The sequence below is a fragment of the Shewanella sp. 10N.286.51.B8 genome, from assembly GCF_041469325.1.
In the GTDB taxonomy this organism is placed as follows: Bacteria; Pseudomonadota; Gammaproteobacteria; order Enterobacterales; family Shewanellaceae; genus Shewanella.
On sequence record NZ_JBFRKG010000007.1, the window covers coordinates 59,423 to 75,093 of the forward strand.

A 15,671-nucleotide genomic window follows, 5' to 3' on the forward strand; every position below is an offset into this window, starting at 1 on the left:
TTCAAGAGGGGGATTGCTGTTGATCCCCATCTTGGCCAGTGCAGGGTGGAACCCTGCGATCTACATCCAAACGAAGTTTGGAATCCTAATAAAGAGTAACCAGTGATTACTCAACATCACTCTCTATTCAGGGTCATAGTCCAACACTGGTGACAACCATTTCTCTGCTTCTGCCAATGTCATTCCCTTACGTTCAGCATAATTCTCAACTTGATCTTTTCCAATATTGGTCACCCCAAAGTAACGTGATTTCGGATGAGCAAAGTACCAGCCTGATACTGCGGCAGTTGGGAACATGGCAAAGCTTTCAGTGATATTAAGGTCGATAGTTTCATCGGGCTTAAGTAAATCCCACAACAAGCCTTTTTCAGTATGATCTGGACACGCTGGGTAACCAGGGGCTGGGCGAATACCTCTGTACTTTTCGCGAATGAGTGACTCGTTATCAAGCACTTCATCAGCAGCATATCCCCAAAATTCTTTACGTACCCGTTCATGCATGCGCTCTGCGAACGCTTCGGCTAAACGGTCAGCTAGGCACTTAACCATAATGGAGTTGTAGTCATCGTGGTTGGCTTCAAAGCGGGCGATATGTTCGTCAATGCCGTGACCTGTGGTTACTGCAAAGCCGCCCATGTAGTCGGCGACGCCTGAGTCTTTTGGCGCTACAAAATCAGCTAGGCAGAAGTTGTCATTGCCCACACGTTCAAGCTGCATCCGCAAGTGATGGGTGGTCATTTCAACCGTGGTGCGTGTTTCATCTGTGTATAGCTCAATGTCGTCATGGTTAACGGTATTGGCAGGGAATAAGCCAATGACCGCTTTGGCAGTAAGCCATTTTTCACTGATGATGGTTGCAAGCATGGCTTTACCATCGGCATAGAGCTTACGGGCTTCTTCACCGACAATTTTATCATCTAAAATTTCAGGGAAGTGACCATGCAGCTCCCAGCTTCTGAAAAACGGCGTCCAATCGATGCGATCCACTAGATCTTCTAGTGGGTAATCATCAAATACTTGGCGGCCCAATTTGTTCGGTTTAAATGGGGTGTAGTTATCCCAATCGTGTTTACAGCGGTTTTCACGGGCAGCGTCAATTGACACTATGGTTTTGCGTTTGGTTTGTGATAACCGCTTTTCACGCATGATGTCGTATTCAGCATAGGTTGCATCAATGGTGGGCTGGCGAGTGTCGTTATTTACCAGTTTTGACACCATAGGCACTGCGCGCGAGGCATCGGCAATGTAAATTGCACCATGTGGATAATGTGGGGCAATTTTTACTGCGGTATGAATTTTCGAGCAGGTTGCACCACCAATAATCGCCGGAATGGTTAACCCTTCTCGGTGGAAGGTTTTGACGTTATGTACCATTTCATCAAGGCTTGGGGTAATAAGCCCTGACATACCAATAATATCAATATTGTGCTCTTTTACGGCTTCGAGGATTTTTTCAACTGACACCATGACGCCTAGGTCGAACACTTCAAAGCCGTTACAGGCTAGCACCACGCCGACAATGTTTTTACCGATATCGTGCACGTCACCTTTTACGGTAACCATTAAAATTTTACCGTTTGATTGACCTTCAACTTTTTCCGCTTCAATGTATGGGTTTAAATAAGCCACGGCTTTTTTCATTACCCTAGCCGATTTAACGACTTGCGGCAGAAACATTTTGCCTGAGCCAAATAAGTCACCGACCACATTCATCCCATCCATTAATGGCCCTTCAATCACATCAAGTGGGCGGGTGGCAGCGGCGCGCGCTTCTTCGGTGTCTTGGTCGATAAACTCAGTAATGCCTTTCACTAAGGCGTGGGATAAGCGCTCATTAACGGGCAGACTACGCCAAGCTAAGTCTTCCTTTTTAGCCACTTGTTTGCCGTCACCACGAAAACGCTCAGCAACATCTAGTAGTTGCTCAGTATTGCTTGAGTCGGCAACGGGGCAAGGTAAATTCAGTACCACATTTTCGACTTTTTCTTTTAAGTCTTTGTCGATGTCATCAAATATGGCTAACTGACCTGCGTTAACGATACCCATGTCCATGCCCGCTTGAATCGCGTGGTATAAAAACACCGCATGAATGGCTTCGCGGACTGGGTTGTTACCACGAAATGAAAACGAGACATTCGACACACCGCCAGAAATCATCGCATGGGGTAGAGTGGCTTTAATGTCTTTAATGGACTCAATAAAATCGACGGCGTAGTTATCGTGCTCGTCAATGCCGGTGGCAATGGCAAATATATTCGGGTCGAAAATGATGTCTTCTGGGGCAAAGCTAACCACATCAACCAGTATGCGATAGGCGCGGGTACAGATTTCGGTTTTACGGGCGCGGGTATCGGCTTGGCCATCTTCATCAAATGCCATCACAATGGCGGCTGCGCCATAGCGTTTCACTAAGGTGGCTTGCTGAATAAAGGCTTGTTCACCTTCTTTCATCGAAATGGAGTTAACAATCGACTTACCCTGCACGCACTTAAGGCCTGCTTCAATCACGTCCCATTTTGATGAGTCAATCATAATAGGCACCCGAGAAATATCAGGCTCTGAGGCGATTAAGTTCAAGAACTTTTTCATCGACTCGACGCCATCAAGCATACCTTCATCCATGTTGACATCGATGATTTGTGCGCCGTTTTCAACTTGCTCACGCACGACATCTAGGGCCTCTTCAAACTTTTCTTCTTTGATTAAGCGCAGGAACTTGGCTGAACCTGTAACGTTGGCACGCTCGCCGACGTTAACAAATAATGAGTTGCCATCAATGGTTAATGGCTCAAGCCCTGATAAGCGACAGGCAACGGGAATATCAGGTATGACACGTGGCTCATGGCTGATAACGGCATCGCGAATAACACTAATGTGCGCGGGTGTACTACCACAACAGCCACCCACAATATTGAGCATGCCTTCCCGTGCCCAATCACTGATCACTTCGGCCATTTCTTCTGGGGTTTCATCGTAACCACCAAACTCATTAGGTAAGCCAGCGTTAGGGTGGGCAGAAACATAACATTCTGCAATCCGTGATAACTCTTCAACGTAGGGACGCAACTCTTTTGGGCCAAGGGCGCAGTTAAGGCCAATGGATAATGGTTTGATATGGCGCAGTGAGTTGTAAAAGCCTTCGGTGGTTTGCCCAGTTAGGGTACGACCTGAAGCATCAGTAATGGTGCCTGAAATCATCACAGGTAGACGATCACCAATTTGATCAAACACTAATTCGATGGCAAATAATGCGGCTTTGGCGTTGAGGGTATCAAAGATGGTTTCGACCATGATGATATCTGCGCCGCCATCAATTAATGCACGGGTTGATTCAACATAGGCTTCGACTAACTCATCAAAGCTGATATTACGAAAACTGGGGTCGTTCACATCTGGGCTGATAGAGCAAGTGCGGTTGGTTGGCCCAAGCACTCCTGCAACATAGCGTTTAATACCCGTTTGCGCAGTAACGTCATCAGCGGCTTCACGGGCAACTTTGGCGCCTTCAAGGTTAATTTCTGCTGACAACGACTGCATGTCGTAATCGGCCATAGCAATCGTGGTGGCATTAAAGGTATTGGTTTCAATAATGTCAGCACCCGCTAACAGGTATTCAGTGTGGATATCTTTAATGATTTGGCGTTGGCTTAGCACCAACATGTCGTTGTTGCCTTTTACGTCACAGTGCCAGTCTTTAAAACGCTCACCACGGTAGTCTTCTTCTTCCAGTTTGTAGTCTTGAATCATTGTGCCCATGGCACCATCGAGGATAACTATGCGCTGTTTTAGCGTATTTGTAAGTTGTTCAAGTACCTGACTGTAGGAAGTCGACTTCGCCATAACGTATTACCTTAATTGCTTTTATGCTAATCACTTAATCGAGCGTTAAATAACACGCTAACTTAAGTAGTTAGTGGATTGTGTTAACGGTTTTAGATGAAATAAGCATACCTTTATTTATGCTTTTATAGGGCAGAATAATGCGAAATCCCCTGTAATAAAATTCATCTTAAAATATTTTGTTTGGACATTTAAACGTATAGACGTCCATAATACGTTTAAATAGATTGTAAGAGCAAGCCCATTGCTCACACTAAAAACATAAGCCAATTGAAACGGCCGATGGAGTCCCCTTAGATGAAGCAAGCTAAGATATTATTGTTACGCCATGGCCAATGTGAAGGCGACAGTATTTTGCGGGGTAAAACCGATGTGGCGCTAACTGATTTGGGGCTAACGAACATGCACCAGAGTGCGGCTAAGCTAGGGCTACTAGGTTGTTTGCCATCACTGCAGCTATACAGTTCGCCTTTGGTGCGCTGCCATGCGTTTGCCGCTGAATTAGCGCAGCAGTTAAACCAAGTGAGTGCTGATTTAGCTTTACAGGTTGAGATAATGTCTCAATTACAGGAAATTGATTTTGGCTTGTGGGACGGAAAAAGCTTTGCAGAGCTTTATCAGCATAGCGCTAAAGCGTTAGATGCCTATTGGGATAACCCTTGGGAGCATGGCGCGCCCCAAGCTGAGCCCATGGCTGAATTTGAACAAAGGGTGGCGCAGGCTTTTGCGCAAATAACCTTGCAAGCTTACAACTTGGCTGAAGCTCATACTGCTGAGGCTAATAGTGCTAAGGCAACAGCATCAGCCACTGCTCTGGTAGTGACTCACGGTGGAGTTATCCGTCATATTATCGCTTTGGTGTTAGGGCTTGAGCGCTGTAAAGGGCTATATGGACAACTGAATATAGATTATGCCGCGACGGTAACCATTGATGTGTTTTGGCCTGAAGCTGATGATAAATCGACTAAACCCGTCTATCGTTTAAACTGGAATAATTAGTTTTAGCCTAAAATTAGCAGAAAAAACTAACTTCACTTAGGCAGATATACCGTACAATATAAGCCGCATTTATTAAGTGCAATAAAATTTCAAATTAAGTCAATTTAGCTGCAGTTGAGTGCTTGTGTGAAATGCTTTAAGCAACACCAGTATCAAGCGGTTCGCTAAATGAGTAGGGAATCGAGAACTAGCCTAAATGCTGTTTAGCTCGAACTGTACCCGCAACTGTAAAATAGCATCTCATCACTTGTAAGATAAGTGATTAATGAATGCCATTAAGTCAGATACCTAGCTTAGTTTTTCTTGCTGAATTAGCAGCACCTAACAACAACTTGAGCGGGTAACTCAGGCGGAGTTTGTATCGTGATCAGTATTAAAACCCCAGATGTGGCTAAACATGCCTCTTGGATAACCGCAGGGTGAGTACCTTGACAACTGCGGCATTAACAGTTGATCAGCTAAGCTGGTCAGTTGCAGACAATGAGATCCTTTCTCAAGTCAGTTTTGCCTTGCAACGGGGTGAAATGCTAGGGCTTATTGGCCCTAACGGTGCGGGTAAATCCAGCTTACTGCGCTGCTTGTATCGCTATATCACCCCTGATGCTGGCATGATCACCTTATTTGGCGACAATATTCATGGTTTCTCTCAAAAACAATTGGCCACTAAGGTTGCCGTTGTGCAGCAAGAGTCACCCCATTATTTTGATATGACCACCCATCAACTGGTTTCTATGGGCTTAACGCCCCATAAAGGCCTTTTTGAAACCAATACCCAAGCAGATGCAGATGATATTGCCAAGGCACTGGCTAAAGTGGGTCTTGAGCACAAAGCCTTGCAGCAATATGAGCAGTTATCTGGCGGTGAAAAACAGCGGGCATTAATTGCACGGGCTATCGTGCAAAAGCCGCAGTTATTGATCCTTGATGAGCCGACTAATCATTTAGATATTCGCTATCAAATCCAAATTCTTGAGTTGGTTAGGCAACTTGGCATTAGCGTGATTGCCTCTATTCACGATCTTAATTTAGCCAGCGCAATGTGCGATAGATTGCTGTTACTTGATCAAGGAAAGTGCATCGCTCAAGGTTTACCTGATGAAGTATTAACAGAAACCATTTTGGGGAACGTGTTTGATGTTTGCTGCCAAATATCAAGTCACCCACAGCACGGTAAACCGTTAATTACCTACTTTTATGGTTATCAAAGTCATTATGACAATGCTAATCAAAACACTTGTCAAAGCTCGCAGCAAAACGCATATCCAAGCTTTGAACAAAAACATGGCCAATCAAACCACGGGCAGGGCGATAAATGACAGCCATTGATGCCACACAATCAGTGAAGCTAGCAAAGCAGATGAGTTTAAGTTTTAAGCATAAGCTACTGCTGTTTGTTACTGCCATAGTGACCTTAGTTACTCCAATCGCCGCGGCAAGTTTCGGCGCTGCTAATATCAGTTTTGAACAGGTCGTTAGCTTGTTTGCTAATTTGGCATTAGGTACAGGTGAAACAGATTCACTAACGCAGCGGATTGTGTTTGAGCTGCGTTTTCCAAGAATTATTTTAGCCTTTGTGGCAGGCGCAGGTTTGGCGCTTGCGGGCAGTGTATTGCAAACGGTGACACGTAACCCGTTGGCGGATCCCTATTTATTTGGTATTAGCTCTGGGGCGTCATTTGGGGCGGTATTAGTGCTGAGCTTTTTTGGCAGCCAAGGCTTAGTGCTGCAATGGTTAGCAGAGTCTTCTGGTCATCTTGCCAATGCCATTTTACGTTCAGGCTTATTCAGTAATGATGCCTGGTGGTCTTGGTCATCCATTAGTTTACCAATTGGCGCTTTTATTGGTTCGAGTTTATCTGTGCTGTTGGTATTAGGTTTATCTGGTTTTGGTCGTGCTAGCCAAGTTGAGCGGATGCTATTGTCTGGGGTGGCCACCTCTTTCATGTTCGGCGCGCTAACCAGTTTGGTACTGTATTTTTCAAGCCCTCAAGCGGCGGCTTCAGTATTATTTTGGAGTTTGGGCAGCTTTGCTAAAGCTAGCTGGGCAGGCCTGGTTATCCCATCTGTGGTGGTAGTTTGCAGCATATTAATTATTTTAGCTTTTAAGCGTCAGGTATTAGCCATTCAAGCGGGGGATGAAACGGCGCACTCCTTAGGGGTTAACGTCGCCAAAATTCGCTTAGCAATGCTTATTTTGTGTTCATTAATTACCGCCACGCTGGTGGCAAGTTGCGGCGGCATTGGCTTTGTTGGCTTGATGATCCCTCATACCGTGCGGCTGCTCTATCCTGGGCAACAACCTATTATGATGACGGCATTAGTCGGCGGCATATTTATGGTATGGATTGATGTATTAGCCCGTTGTTTATTAGGCAACCAAGAGTTGCCGGTAGGTATTATCACTGCCGCAATTGGTAGTGTATTTTTTCTTTTTGTATTACGTCATCGTCGATGAGATTGCAGTTTTGGAGAGTAAGGGATGTTTGCGGTAGATCCAGTTAGTCATAAATTTGATGATCAAATACAGCATAAAATTAATCAGAAAACTAAGCCGCTAGGGGCGCTAGGGTTACTCGAAACGCTAGCAATGCAGATTGCGCAAGTGCAACTAACGCCACAAGCTAATATGAAACCAAAGTACAATATTAGGCATAAGTTGAGTATTAATAAGCCTGCTATGTTGGTGTTTGCTGGCGATCATGGTATTGCTGCTCATGGGGTATCGATTGCCCCCAGTGAAGTTACTCAACAAATGGTGGCTAACTTTGCTAATGGCGGCGCTGCGATTAATGTCTTTTGCCGTCAAATGGGTTTAAACCTTGAAGTGATTGATTGCGGCATGTTGCAGCCAGTTGATGACCCTCGTATTACTCAGCATCGTTTAGGCAATGGCACTCAAGCCATTCATCAAAAAGCGGCCATGAGTTTATTAGCGGTTAAAGATGGCTTTAGCTATGCAAGTGAAGTGGTTAATCGTCACTATGATTCAGGTTGTAACCTGATTGCGCTTGGTGAAATGGGCATTGGCAATACCTCGTCAGCTGCGGCGATTATGGCCGCATTATTAGGCTTAGATATTAAAGAGTGTGTCGGCCGAGGTACGGGGATTGATGATAGAGCCTTTGCTCTTAAAACCGAGTTATTGGGTGTAGCGCTTAACCTGCATAGAAGTAAATTTACCGATCCGGTTAATGTACTTGCCTGTGTTGGCGGCTTTGAAATTGTGCAAATGACAGGCGCTATTTTAGCGGCCGCTGAGAAAAAGATGCTGGTGGTTATTGATGGCTTTATTGCAACCGCAGCCGCATTAGCCGCAGTTAAATTACACCCTGATGTAAAAGATTACTTAATTTTTGCTCACCAATCAGATGAGCAAGGCCATATTAAAATGCTAGCCGCAATGGATGCTAAACCATTATTGCAATTAGGGTTTAGACTAGGTGAAGGTACAGGCGCTGCGCTATCACTGCCAATCATTGAAGCGGCGGTGAACTTCTACAATGATATGGCTAGTTTTGAAAATGCCGGCGTAAAGTCAGTGGTGTAATTGCGCTGCGAATCGAGAAGTAAATCGAGAAGTAAATAACGCAGTAAATATTAACGCTGTGATAGCCAATTAGCTGTGATAGGCAATTAAAGGAAACGTCATGGAGCAACAGTCGTCATCTGAGGGGGCAAAAAATCAGTCTGATGAAACTGATTATCAAGCGCCTAAAAGTGGAAGTACACTAAAAAAACAACTGAATTTATTGCTTATTGCGTTAAGCTTTTTTACTCGAATTCCGGTGCCAGCTTGGGTTGAGTTTGACAGTGAAAAGCTTAATCAAGCTAGCCGTTATTTTGGCGTAATAGGGTTATTTGTTGGCAGCATAAGCGCAGCGGTGTTTTGGGTGAGTCAGTTTGTGTTGCCTAATGGGGTTGCGGTGATCTTGGCGATGATAACCGGCGTATTAGTCACAGGAGGCTTTCATGAAGATGGCCTTGCTGATACCGCTGATGGTTTTGGTGGTGGCTGGAAAGTTGCTGACAAGCTGCGCATCATGAAAGATTCAAGAATAGGCACTTATGGCACCTTAGCCTTAGTGCTTTGCCTATTATTAAAGTGGCAATTGTTAGTCGAAATTGCCCTTTATAGCCCGATTAATGCGGTCGTCGCCATTGTTGTTGCCCATGGTTTAAGCCGCGTGTTAGCAGGGAGCATTATCTTTTCAGGCCAATATGTTACTGAAGATGATGGCAGCAAATCAAAACCTCTGGCGCAGCATCAGCACATCAATGATTTATTGATTTTATGCTTAAGTGGCTTTGTGGTACTAGCCTGCTTAAACGGCGTAGTCGCCTTTGGGTTGTTATTGCTATTAGTGCTATTACGACAAGCCTTGATATGGGGCGGTAATCGTCAAATTGGCGGCTATACCGGTGACACGTTAGGCGCTGCACAACAGATTGCTGAACTACTGTGTTATGGCGCAATTTTAGTCATAGGGCTAAATTAAATTTTTGAAGTAAAAATTTTAGCTTAGATGAATGTTAATAAAGGAAAAACTGCATGATCCATCTGGTGCTTGGTGGTGCCCGTTCAGGTAAAAGCCGTTATGGTGAATCCCTTGCTGAGCCTTTCGCTTTGCAAGGGCATCGTTGCGTCTATATCGCCACCGCCACCGCACTTGATGATGAGATGAAGCAGCGAATTTTACGTCACCAACAAGACAGAGATAACTCAAATATTGATTGGCAGCTGGTTGAAACGCCGCTAGCCATTGCTCATACCTTAGTTAAATATGACTCCCCGAATACGGTATTGTTTGTCGATTGCCTCACGCTGTATTTAACTAATCATCTTGTGGCCAGTGAAGAGACCCACCGTGATGGTGTTGATGAATTATGGCAACAGCAAAAGCAGGCGTTATTGGCATGTTTACCCACTCTTGAAGCGCAGGTGATATTAATCAGCAATGAAGTGGGCTCAGGCATTGTGCCACTTGGAGAATTAAGCCGTCGTTTTGCTGATGAAGCCGGTTGGTTAAACCAAGCTATTGCTAAAATCGCTGACAAGGTCACCTTAGTGGTTGCAGGCTTACCCGTTGAGCTTAAACGCTAAACCTATGGCTAAGCTATATTCTTACAACAGCGATTGTATAAGCATGGTTAACACTGCCAATACCTCATTCACTTTCTCTAATGTCACGCCATAGCAGCTTAAATGACAGATAAAAATCAACCATGATGCAAATTAAAAACCAAACTAAAACTAGCACAAGCAATACGGGCAGTTCTGGCCATAGCTATCAAGCTGGAGCGGCTAAAACCTTAATGGTGCAAGGCACCACATCAGATGCGGGTAAAAGCACCCTAGTTGCGGGTCTTTGTCGGGTATTTGCTCGCCAAGGTACTAAGGTGGCGCCATTTAAACCACAAAATATGGCATTAAATAGCGCAGTTACCGCAGATGGCGGCGAAATTGGCCGCGCCCAAGCATTGCAAGCCGTGGCGTGTAAGCTTGCGCTGCATACGGATTTTAATCCAGTATTATTAAAGCCAAGTAGTGATACTGGCTCCCAAGTGATTATTCACGGTAAAGCCTTGACCACATTAGAGGCAAAAGCTTTTTTTGGCCCGGAAAGCCGTAACTATAAAATCCTCGCTATGGATGCGGTATTACAGTCTTTTGAGCGCTTGACCCAGCAATATCAGCTGGTGGTAGTTGAAGGGGCAGGTAGCCCTGCAGAAATCAATTTGCGCGAAGGGGATATCGCCAATATGGGCTTTGCTGAAGCGGTCGATTGCCCTGTCATTATTATTGCTGATATTGATAAAGGCGGCGTATTTGCCCACCTTGTGGGCACCTTGGCACTGCTCAGTGGATCTGAGCAACAAAGAGTTAAAGGCTTTGTGATTAATCGCTTTCGAGGCGACATTAGTTTATTACAATCTGGCATCGACTGGCTTGAAAGCTACACCCAAAAAACGGTATTTGGGGTTTTGCCTTACTTACATGACCTACATTTAGATGCTGAAGATGCGCTGATTGACTCCCATGGGAAAGTCACAGGTTCGGAAAAGGACTTAGCCATTATCAATCATAAGCTCAAAGTGCTGGTGTTAGTTTTTCCAAGGATCAGTAATCATACCGACTTTGACCCTTTACGGTTGAATCCTTACATTGAGTTTCATTATCTTAGCCTGCAAACCCAATCCAGTAATCCAGATTTCCCCAAAGTGGATTTAATCATATTACCAGGCAGTAAAAATGTCAGAGCAGATTTAGAATTTATGCGTCAACAAGGCTGGGGTCTTGAGGTTAATAAGCACTTACGTTATGGCGGTAAAGTCATAGGCATTTGTGGTGGTTATCAAATGTTAGGCCAATATATTCATGACCCCGATGCCATTGAAGATGTGGCAGGTAGCAGTAAAGGCTTAAGCTTACTGCCCATTGAAACCACACTGACGGCAGATAAAACCCTATGTAAAGTAAGTGGTCACTTAGCGCTTAATGAAGCTAAAGCAAGCATTGAAGGTTATGAAATTCACTGCGGGGTGACTCAAAAGCTAACTTCTGCAGATTTGCTAGCGCCTATCAGTCTCACATCACAGCAGAGTGATACGCAGTACGCAGAAGGCCTACTCAGTGATGATAACCAAATTTTGGCAACCTATGTTCATGGTTTATTTGATAGCCCAGATGCCTGTGAGCTTATATTGCAGTGGGCAGGGCTTGCTCAAGCCAAAAGCATTGATATAAACCAAATACGTGAACAACAATTAGAACGATTAGCTGATGTGCTTGAAGCGCATTTAGATATGGATAAATTAACAGGAAGTCTCTCATGAGTGATAATGAAAACCAAAACGAAAGCCAGAGTCAAATTAGTAATATCGATGCCAATAAAGCCCAGCGTCATAAAGCGCGTCAGCAAAAAGTAAAACAAGGGGTTGATGCAAAAATTGCTGCCGCCCAAGATGAAAAAGGCATTTTGCTGGTACTGACGGGCAACGGTAAAGGTAAATCGACTTCAGGTTTTGGCTCTGTTGCTCGCGCCGTCGGCCATGGACACAAAGCCGCAGTGGTGCAATTTATCAAAGGCACTTGGGCCTGTGGCGAGCGCAATCTGTTAGAAGGCGCAGGGGTTGAGTTTCATGTCATGGGCACAGGCTTTACCTGGGAAACCCAAGATAAAGAAAAAGACACTCAAGCGGCGATGGAAGCCTGGCTTGAAGCTGAAAAACTCTTACAAGATGAGTCAGTTAATTTAGTGCTATTAGATGAGTTAACTTATATGGTGAGCTATCACTACATAGAGGTTGAGCGGGTACTGAATGCGTTAAAAAATCGCCCAGCCATGCAACATGTGATCATTACCGGCCGTGCCTGCCATCGTGAAATCATTGAACTTGCCGATACAGTGTCCGAAGTTCAACCGATAAAACACGCTTTTAATGATGGCATTAAAGCGCAGCTAGGGTTTGATTATTAATCAAATTTATTTGTTGCTTTACCCTTGGTAACATTATGCAAGCCAAAGTGCTTAATACAACAGAATTTTAATAATTTAAAAAGAGAGATAATGATGAAAACAATGACCTGTAAACAGCTTGGTGGCGCTTGTGATGAAGTATTTCGCGCAGAGACATTCGAGCAAATGGTCGCGCAAAGTAAAATGCACGCTATGGCGATGTTTCAGCAGCAAGATGCCCCACACATGTTAGTGATGTCGCAAATGGCGCATTTGATGCAAGATCCTGCAGCGATGCAGCAGTTTATGGACGAGAAAAGACAGCAGTTTGATGCTTTAGCAGACGACTAAGCAGTCTAGCTATTCGGCAAAATGTGACATAAATGCAAAACAGTAAACGGACTTACAAGATCAATGAAATTAGCATTATTAAGTGATGCAACATCAATAGCATCCCAGCAAGCGATAGCAGCTATGGTGGCGACATTGTCGATTGCTGAAAAGCAAGCTGGCGTAGTTTATATAGCATCTGAGCCAGATGCTCAGCGAAGCTATTTTGCGCCAGTAGCTGCCATGTTTAAGGGCCTTGGCTTTGACAAGGTTAACTATATTGATCTTGAAGATGGCTATACCACCGAGTCGGAACGTATTTTACGCCAAGCAGGGCTAATATATTTATCCGGTGGCGATACTTATCGTTTCCTATACTGGTTAAAGCAGCGTGGGCTAGATAAGTTACTCTATCAACTGGCACTGGGTGATATAAGTCAAGATAGCCCGGAAATTGATCGCCTTAGAATTGATCGTCCTGTAAAACACAGTGCAGGAACTAGTACTGCGATTATTGGGATCAGTGCTGGGGCGATGATAATGACGCCATCAATTGATACAGCGCCTTTATGTGGTGATAGTAATCAAGTGGGATTAATTGATACCAGCGCTTTAGCCTTAGTGCCATTTTTATTTGTGCCGCACCTATCGGCCACAGAGATTAATGACGCACAAACGCAATCACTGTTTAAGTCGCTGCCATTAGCTAAACAGCAACCATTGCTGTGTTGTTCAGATGATGATGCAATTGTGCTAGTCGATAAGCAATTGACTGAGTTTGGTGCACCAACGTGGATTAATCGGAGTTAATATGTCTGTTTCTAATGAGCCAAAACTCAGTCAAACTGGCCCTAAACTGACTCGGGTTGACCATATTCATATTTATGTCAGGGATAGGGCAAAGGCATTCGCTTGGTATCAACAAGTGCTGGGTTTTAGGCTGGTCGAAGCGTTAGCCTTTTGGAGTCAAGGCGACGGCCCGCTAACTATCGAGCATGGTGATATTCATTTAGCGCTTTTTGAAAGTATTAAGCCTAAATTTACCACAGTCGCTTTTGGGGTGGATGCTAATAATTACCAGATGTGGAAACAAAAACTTGCTGAGAATAAGATAAAATATACTGAAAGCGATCATGAAATTACCTGGTCAATTTACTTTGCAGATCCCGATGGCAATCCTTTTGAAATTACCAGTTTTGAATATCAACAAATCACAGATACTAACAGCTAAAAGATCACAGCATTAGGTGGTCTTATTTACGGATTTATTACAGACACTATGACCCCAGCGATTAACACCCTCAAAAAACATAAAACTCCTCACACTATCTATGAATATGAGCATGATAGTAATGCCCAGTCCTATGGTGATGAAGCGGTAGAAAAACTTGGCGTGTCAGCGAGCCAAGTGTTTAAGACTTTAGTGGTTACAATAGACAGCAAGGAATTGGCCGTTGCGGTTGTGCCCATGACATCAATGTTGAGCCTTAAATTACTTGCTAAAGCTCTTGGTGGTAAAAAAGCGGTCATGGCGGATAAAGGGCTAGCGGAAAAAACCACCGGTTATGTATTTGGTGGAGTGAGCCCATTAGGACAAAAACGGCGTTTAAAAACCGTGATAAATAGCTCTGCCAAGGAGCTTAATACCATGTACGTGAGCGCGGGTCGCAGGGGCTTAGAAATCTCATTGGCGCCAGCAGATTTGCAAACGCTAACTCAAGCAACCTTTGCCAACATATGCAGTGAGTAATATCCAAGCGACATTTACAAGGTGATTGCAGCAGTGAGCGGACATTTTTGTATTCGATTACAGTGGTAATCATTGCAAATGTTCAACTCGGAAAGTTGAGTCGCTGAATACTGCATTGAGTCACCTCTGTTAAGACTATTCCAACGAACTCGATTCAATAAAAAACGGCCTATTTAATAAATAGGCCGTTTTGATATTCAATTCGGTGCAACTATCAGCAGTTAAGTATCATTACCTCAGTAGCTGTAAATGTTAAGAAGCAATGTAATGTGTACGTCTTCTACGACGTCTCATTCTGGCTTCTTTTTCATCTTCAGTTTCTACAACTTCTTCTTTTTTATCAGTAGCTTTCTTATCATTGCTGTTAGCATTCGTTGATTTCACCAGCTGATCTGCATCATCCGGCGTTTCTGACTTTTTTGGCGGTGTCTTAGGATCCCCCTTGAAGACAGATTTGAAGATATTACTCACGCCAGATAGACCAGCCGCTTTTTCTTCAGCTTCAGATTGAGTATCTTCAGCGATGTCTTCAGAGAATTCTATTTTATCAATTTTTGCTTTAGCTTTTTTAGGTGCTACGGCAACAGGATCTAACGATTTCTTCGCTGTCAGTTCTGAGTTGTTGACGTCTTCTACTGCTGACATCATGCTTTCAGCAAGTGCTTTTTGAATTTGATCACTGATTGCAGAGACATTATCAACAGATAAAGCTGCCGAACTTACTGCAGCATCTTTAGCTACAGGAGCTGCGGTAACGGCTTTAGTATCGGTGCCGCTTTCAGCAAGCCGTTTGTTGACTCGTTGATTAAATTCAGTAACAGCTTCATTAACTTCAGTTTTAGCAATTGATAACGCACTAACTAATTCGTCAAATGAGTTTTGTAGCGAATTATATTTGTTTTCAAAAGGACTAATATTATTTTTAACTTCATCATTTAGATTATTCGTTAATTTTTTATAATTAGTAATTTCTTGCTCAAACTCAAGCAGGTAGGCCTTGGTAGAAATAACGCTTTCTTCCATGCTAAGTATTTTTGCTTGTAATGCTTTATCTTTAGCTGCAAATTCGGCGATTAATGCTTGAGGTATTTCAGCTGGTGGTGTCACTGCTGGAACAAAGGCGGCAAATTCGGGAATGCTGCTTGCAGGTTTCCATTGAGTGAATGATGGGTGCCATCCATAACAGTTACCATCACTGAGTAAAAATTCTTTTGCTTCAACTTCTGTAAATGGCCCAGTTATTTTGCCATTTTTGGAAAAAAACCATTTTTTCATAATCGTATTCTTAATGTTTT

Annotated in this window: 14 protein-coding genes and 1 riboswitch; of the genes, 12 read left to right on the plus strand and 2 right to left on the minus strand. The window is 43.9% G+C overall.

Annotated elements, in window-relative coordinates; translation table 11 throughout:
• Positions 1-123: 123 nt before the first annotated feature.
• Positions 124-3,840, minus strand: coding sequence for a methionine synthase (gene metH / locus AB4160_RS03075; RefSeq protein WP_372003591.1), 3,717 nt, complete (start codon positions 3,838-3,840; stop codon positions 124-126).
• Between the two features lie 297 nt (positions 3,841-4,137).
• On the opposite strand from metH, the gene AB4160_RS03080 reads away from it, so the two are divergent.
• From AB4160_RS03080 to ybaK, 12 genes are all read left to right on the plus strand, one after another.
• Positions 4,138-4,839 (plus strand): histidine phosphatase family protein, encoded by a 702-nt coding sequence (locus AB4160_RS03080; RefSeq protein ID WP_372003593.1) that lies wholly within the window; start codon positions 4,138-4,140, stop codon positions 4,837-4,839.
• 138 nt (positions 4,840-4,977) lie between these two features.
• Positions 4,978-5,150: riboswitch (cobalamin riboswitch) on the plus strand.
• 108 nt (positions 5,151-5,258) lie between these two features.
• Positions 5,259-6,155 carry an ABC transporter ATP-binding protein gene (locus tag AB4160_RS03085; RefSeq protein ID WP_372003595.1) on the plus strand — a complete coding sequence of 299 codons (897 nt, stop codon included), beginning with the start codon at positions 5,259-5,261 and terminating at the stop codon, positions 6,153-6,155.
• A complete protein-coding gene (locus AB4160_RS03090; protein WP_102531044.1) occupies positions 6,152-7,294 on the plus strand; it encodes an iron ABC transporter permease in 1,143 nt (380 codons plus the stop codon). The genes AB4160_RS03085 and AB4160_RS03090 overlap by 4 nt, the downstream gene beginning before the upstream one ends.
• 24 nt (positions 7,295-7,318) lie before the next feature.
• On the plus strand, positions 7,319-8,386 hold the full coding sequence (gene cobT / locus AB4160_RS03095) for a nicotinate-nucleotide--dimethylbenzimidazole phosphoribosyltransferase (RefSeq protein ID WP_372003598.1): 1,068 nt from the start codon (positions 7,319-7,321) through the stop codon (positions 8,384-8,386).
• 100 nt (positions 8,387-8,486) lie between these two features.
• Complete coding sequence (locus AB4160_RS03100; RefSeq protein WP_102476302.1) at positions 8,487-9,335, plus strand: adenosylcobinamide-GDP ribazoletransferase; 849 nt, start codon at positions 8,487-8,489, stop codon at positions 9,333-9,335.
• A gap of 53 nt (positions 9,336-9,388) precedes the next feature.
• On the plus strand, positions 9,389-9,940 hold the full coding sequence (gene cobU / locus AB4160_RS03105) for a bifunctional adenosylcobinamide kinase/adenosylcobinamide-phosphate guanylyltransferase (protein WP_102438667.1): 552 nt from the start codon (positions 9,389-9,391) through the stop codon (positions 9,938-9,940).
• A 212-nt stretch (positions 9,941-10,152) separates the two neighbouring features.
• Entirely contained in the window at positions 10,153-11,673 is a 1,521-nt protein-coding gene (locus AB4160_RS03110; RefSeq protein WP_372003664.1) for a cobyric acid synthase, read from the plus strand.
• Positions 11,670-12,317 carry a cob(I)yrinic acid a,c-diamide adenosyltransferase gene (gene cobO, locus AB4160_RS03115; protein WP_372003600.1) on the plus strand — a complete coding sequence of 216 codons (648 nt, stop codon included), beginning with the start codon at positions 11,670-11,672 and terminating at the stop codon, positions 12,315-12,317. The genes AB4160_RS03110 and cobO overlap by 4 nt, the downstream gene beginning before the upstream one ends.
• 90 nt (positions 12,318-12,407) lie before the next feature.
• On the plus strand, positions 12,408-12,647 hold the full coding sequence (locus AB4160_RS03120; RefSeq protein ID WP_198589317.1) for a hypothetical protein: 240 nt from the start codon (positions 12,408-12,410) through the stop codon (positions 12,645-12,647).
• A gap of 63 nt (positions 12,648-12,710) precedes the next feature.
• Positions 12,711-13,436: a Type 1 glutamine amidotransferase-like domain-containing protein gene (locus AB4160_RS03125; protein ID WP_303411596.1), complete on the plus strand. Its 726-nt coding sequence runs from the start codon at positions 12,711-12,713 to the stop codon at positions 13,434-13,436.
• Between the two features lies 1 nt (position 13,437).
• The gene (locus tag AB4160_RS03130; RefSeq protein WP_102438662.1) at positions 13,438-13,857 is read left to right on the plus strand and encodes a VOC family protein; all 420 of its coding nucleotides are present in this window, start codon (positions 13,438-13,440) and stop codon (positions 13,855-13,857) included.
• A 48-nt stretch (positions 13,858-13,905) separates the two neighbouring features.
• Positions 13,906-14,376 (plus strand): Cys-tRNA(Pro) deacylase, encoded by a 471-nt coding sequence (gene ybaK / locus AB4160_RS03135; RefSeq protein WP_102520138.1) that lies wholly within the window; start codon positions 13,906-13,908, stop codon positions 14,374-14,376.
• Positions 14,377-14,628: 252 nt separating this feature from the next.
• Here ybaK and AB4160_RS03140 read toward each other — a convergent pair whose 3' ends face one another.
• Positions 14,629-15,651, minus strand: coding sequence for a DUF4339 domain-containing protein (locus tag AB4160_RS03140; RefSeq protein WP_102476307.1), 1,023 nt, complete (start codon positions 15,649-15,651; stop codon positions 14,629-14,631).
• Positions 15,652-15,671: the final 20 nt, after the last annotated feature.

Coding starts and splice junctions, on each gene's coding strand:
- metH (WP_372003591.1), bottom strand. CDS start 3,840: ATGGCGAAGTCGACTTCCTACAGTCAGGTACTTGAACAACTTACAAAT.
- AB4160_RS03080 (WP_372003593.1), top strand. CDS start 4,138: ATGAAGCAAGCTAAGATATTATTGTTACGCCATGGCCAATGTGAAGGC.
- AB4160_RS03090 (WP_102531044.1), top strand. CDS start 6,152: ATGACAGCCATTGATGCCACACAATCAGTGAAGCTAGCAAAGCAGATG.
- cobT (WP_372003598.1), top strand. CDS start 7,319: ATGTTTGCGGTAGATCCAGTTAGTCATAAATTTGATGATCAAATACAG.
- AB4160_RS03100 (WP_102476302.1), top strand. CDS start 8,487: ATGGAGCAACAGTCGTCATCTGAGGGGGCAAAAAATCAGTCTGATGAA.
- cobU (WP_102438667.1), top strand. CDS start 9,389: ATGATCCATCTGGTGCTTGGTGGTGCCCGTTCAGGTAAAAGCCGTTAT.
- AB4160_RS03110 (WP_372003664.1), top strand. CDS start 10,153: ATGGTGCAAGGCACCACATCAGATGCGGGTAAAAGCACCCTAGTTGCG.
- cobO (WP_372003600.1), top strand. CDS start 11,670: ATGAGTGATAATGAAAACCAAAACGAAAGCCAGAGTCAAATTAGTAAT.
- AB4160_RS03120 (WP_198589317.1), top strand. CDS start 12,408: ATGATGAAAACAATGACCTGTAAACAGCTTGGTGGCGCTTGTGATGAA.
- AB4160_RS03125 (WP_303411596.1), top strand. CDS start 12,711: ATGAAATTAGCATTATTAAGTGATGCAACATCAATAGCATCCCAGCAA.
- AB4160_RS03130 (WP_102438662.1), top strand. CDS start 13,438: ATGTCTGTTTCTAATGAGCCAAAACTCAGTCAAACTGGCCCTAAACTG.
- ybaK (WP_102520138.1), top strand. CDS start 13,906: ATGACCCCAGCGATTAACACCCTCAAAAAACATAAAACTCCTCACACT.
- AB4160_RS03140 (WP_102476307.1), bottom strand. CDS start 15,651: ATGAAAAAATGGTTTTTTTCCAAAAATGGCAAAATAACTGGGCCATTT.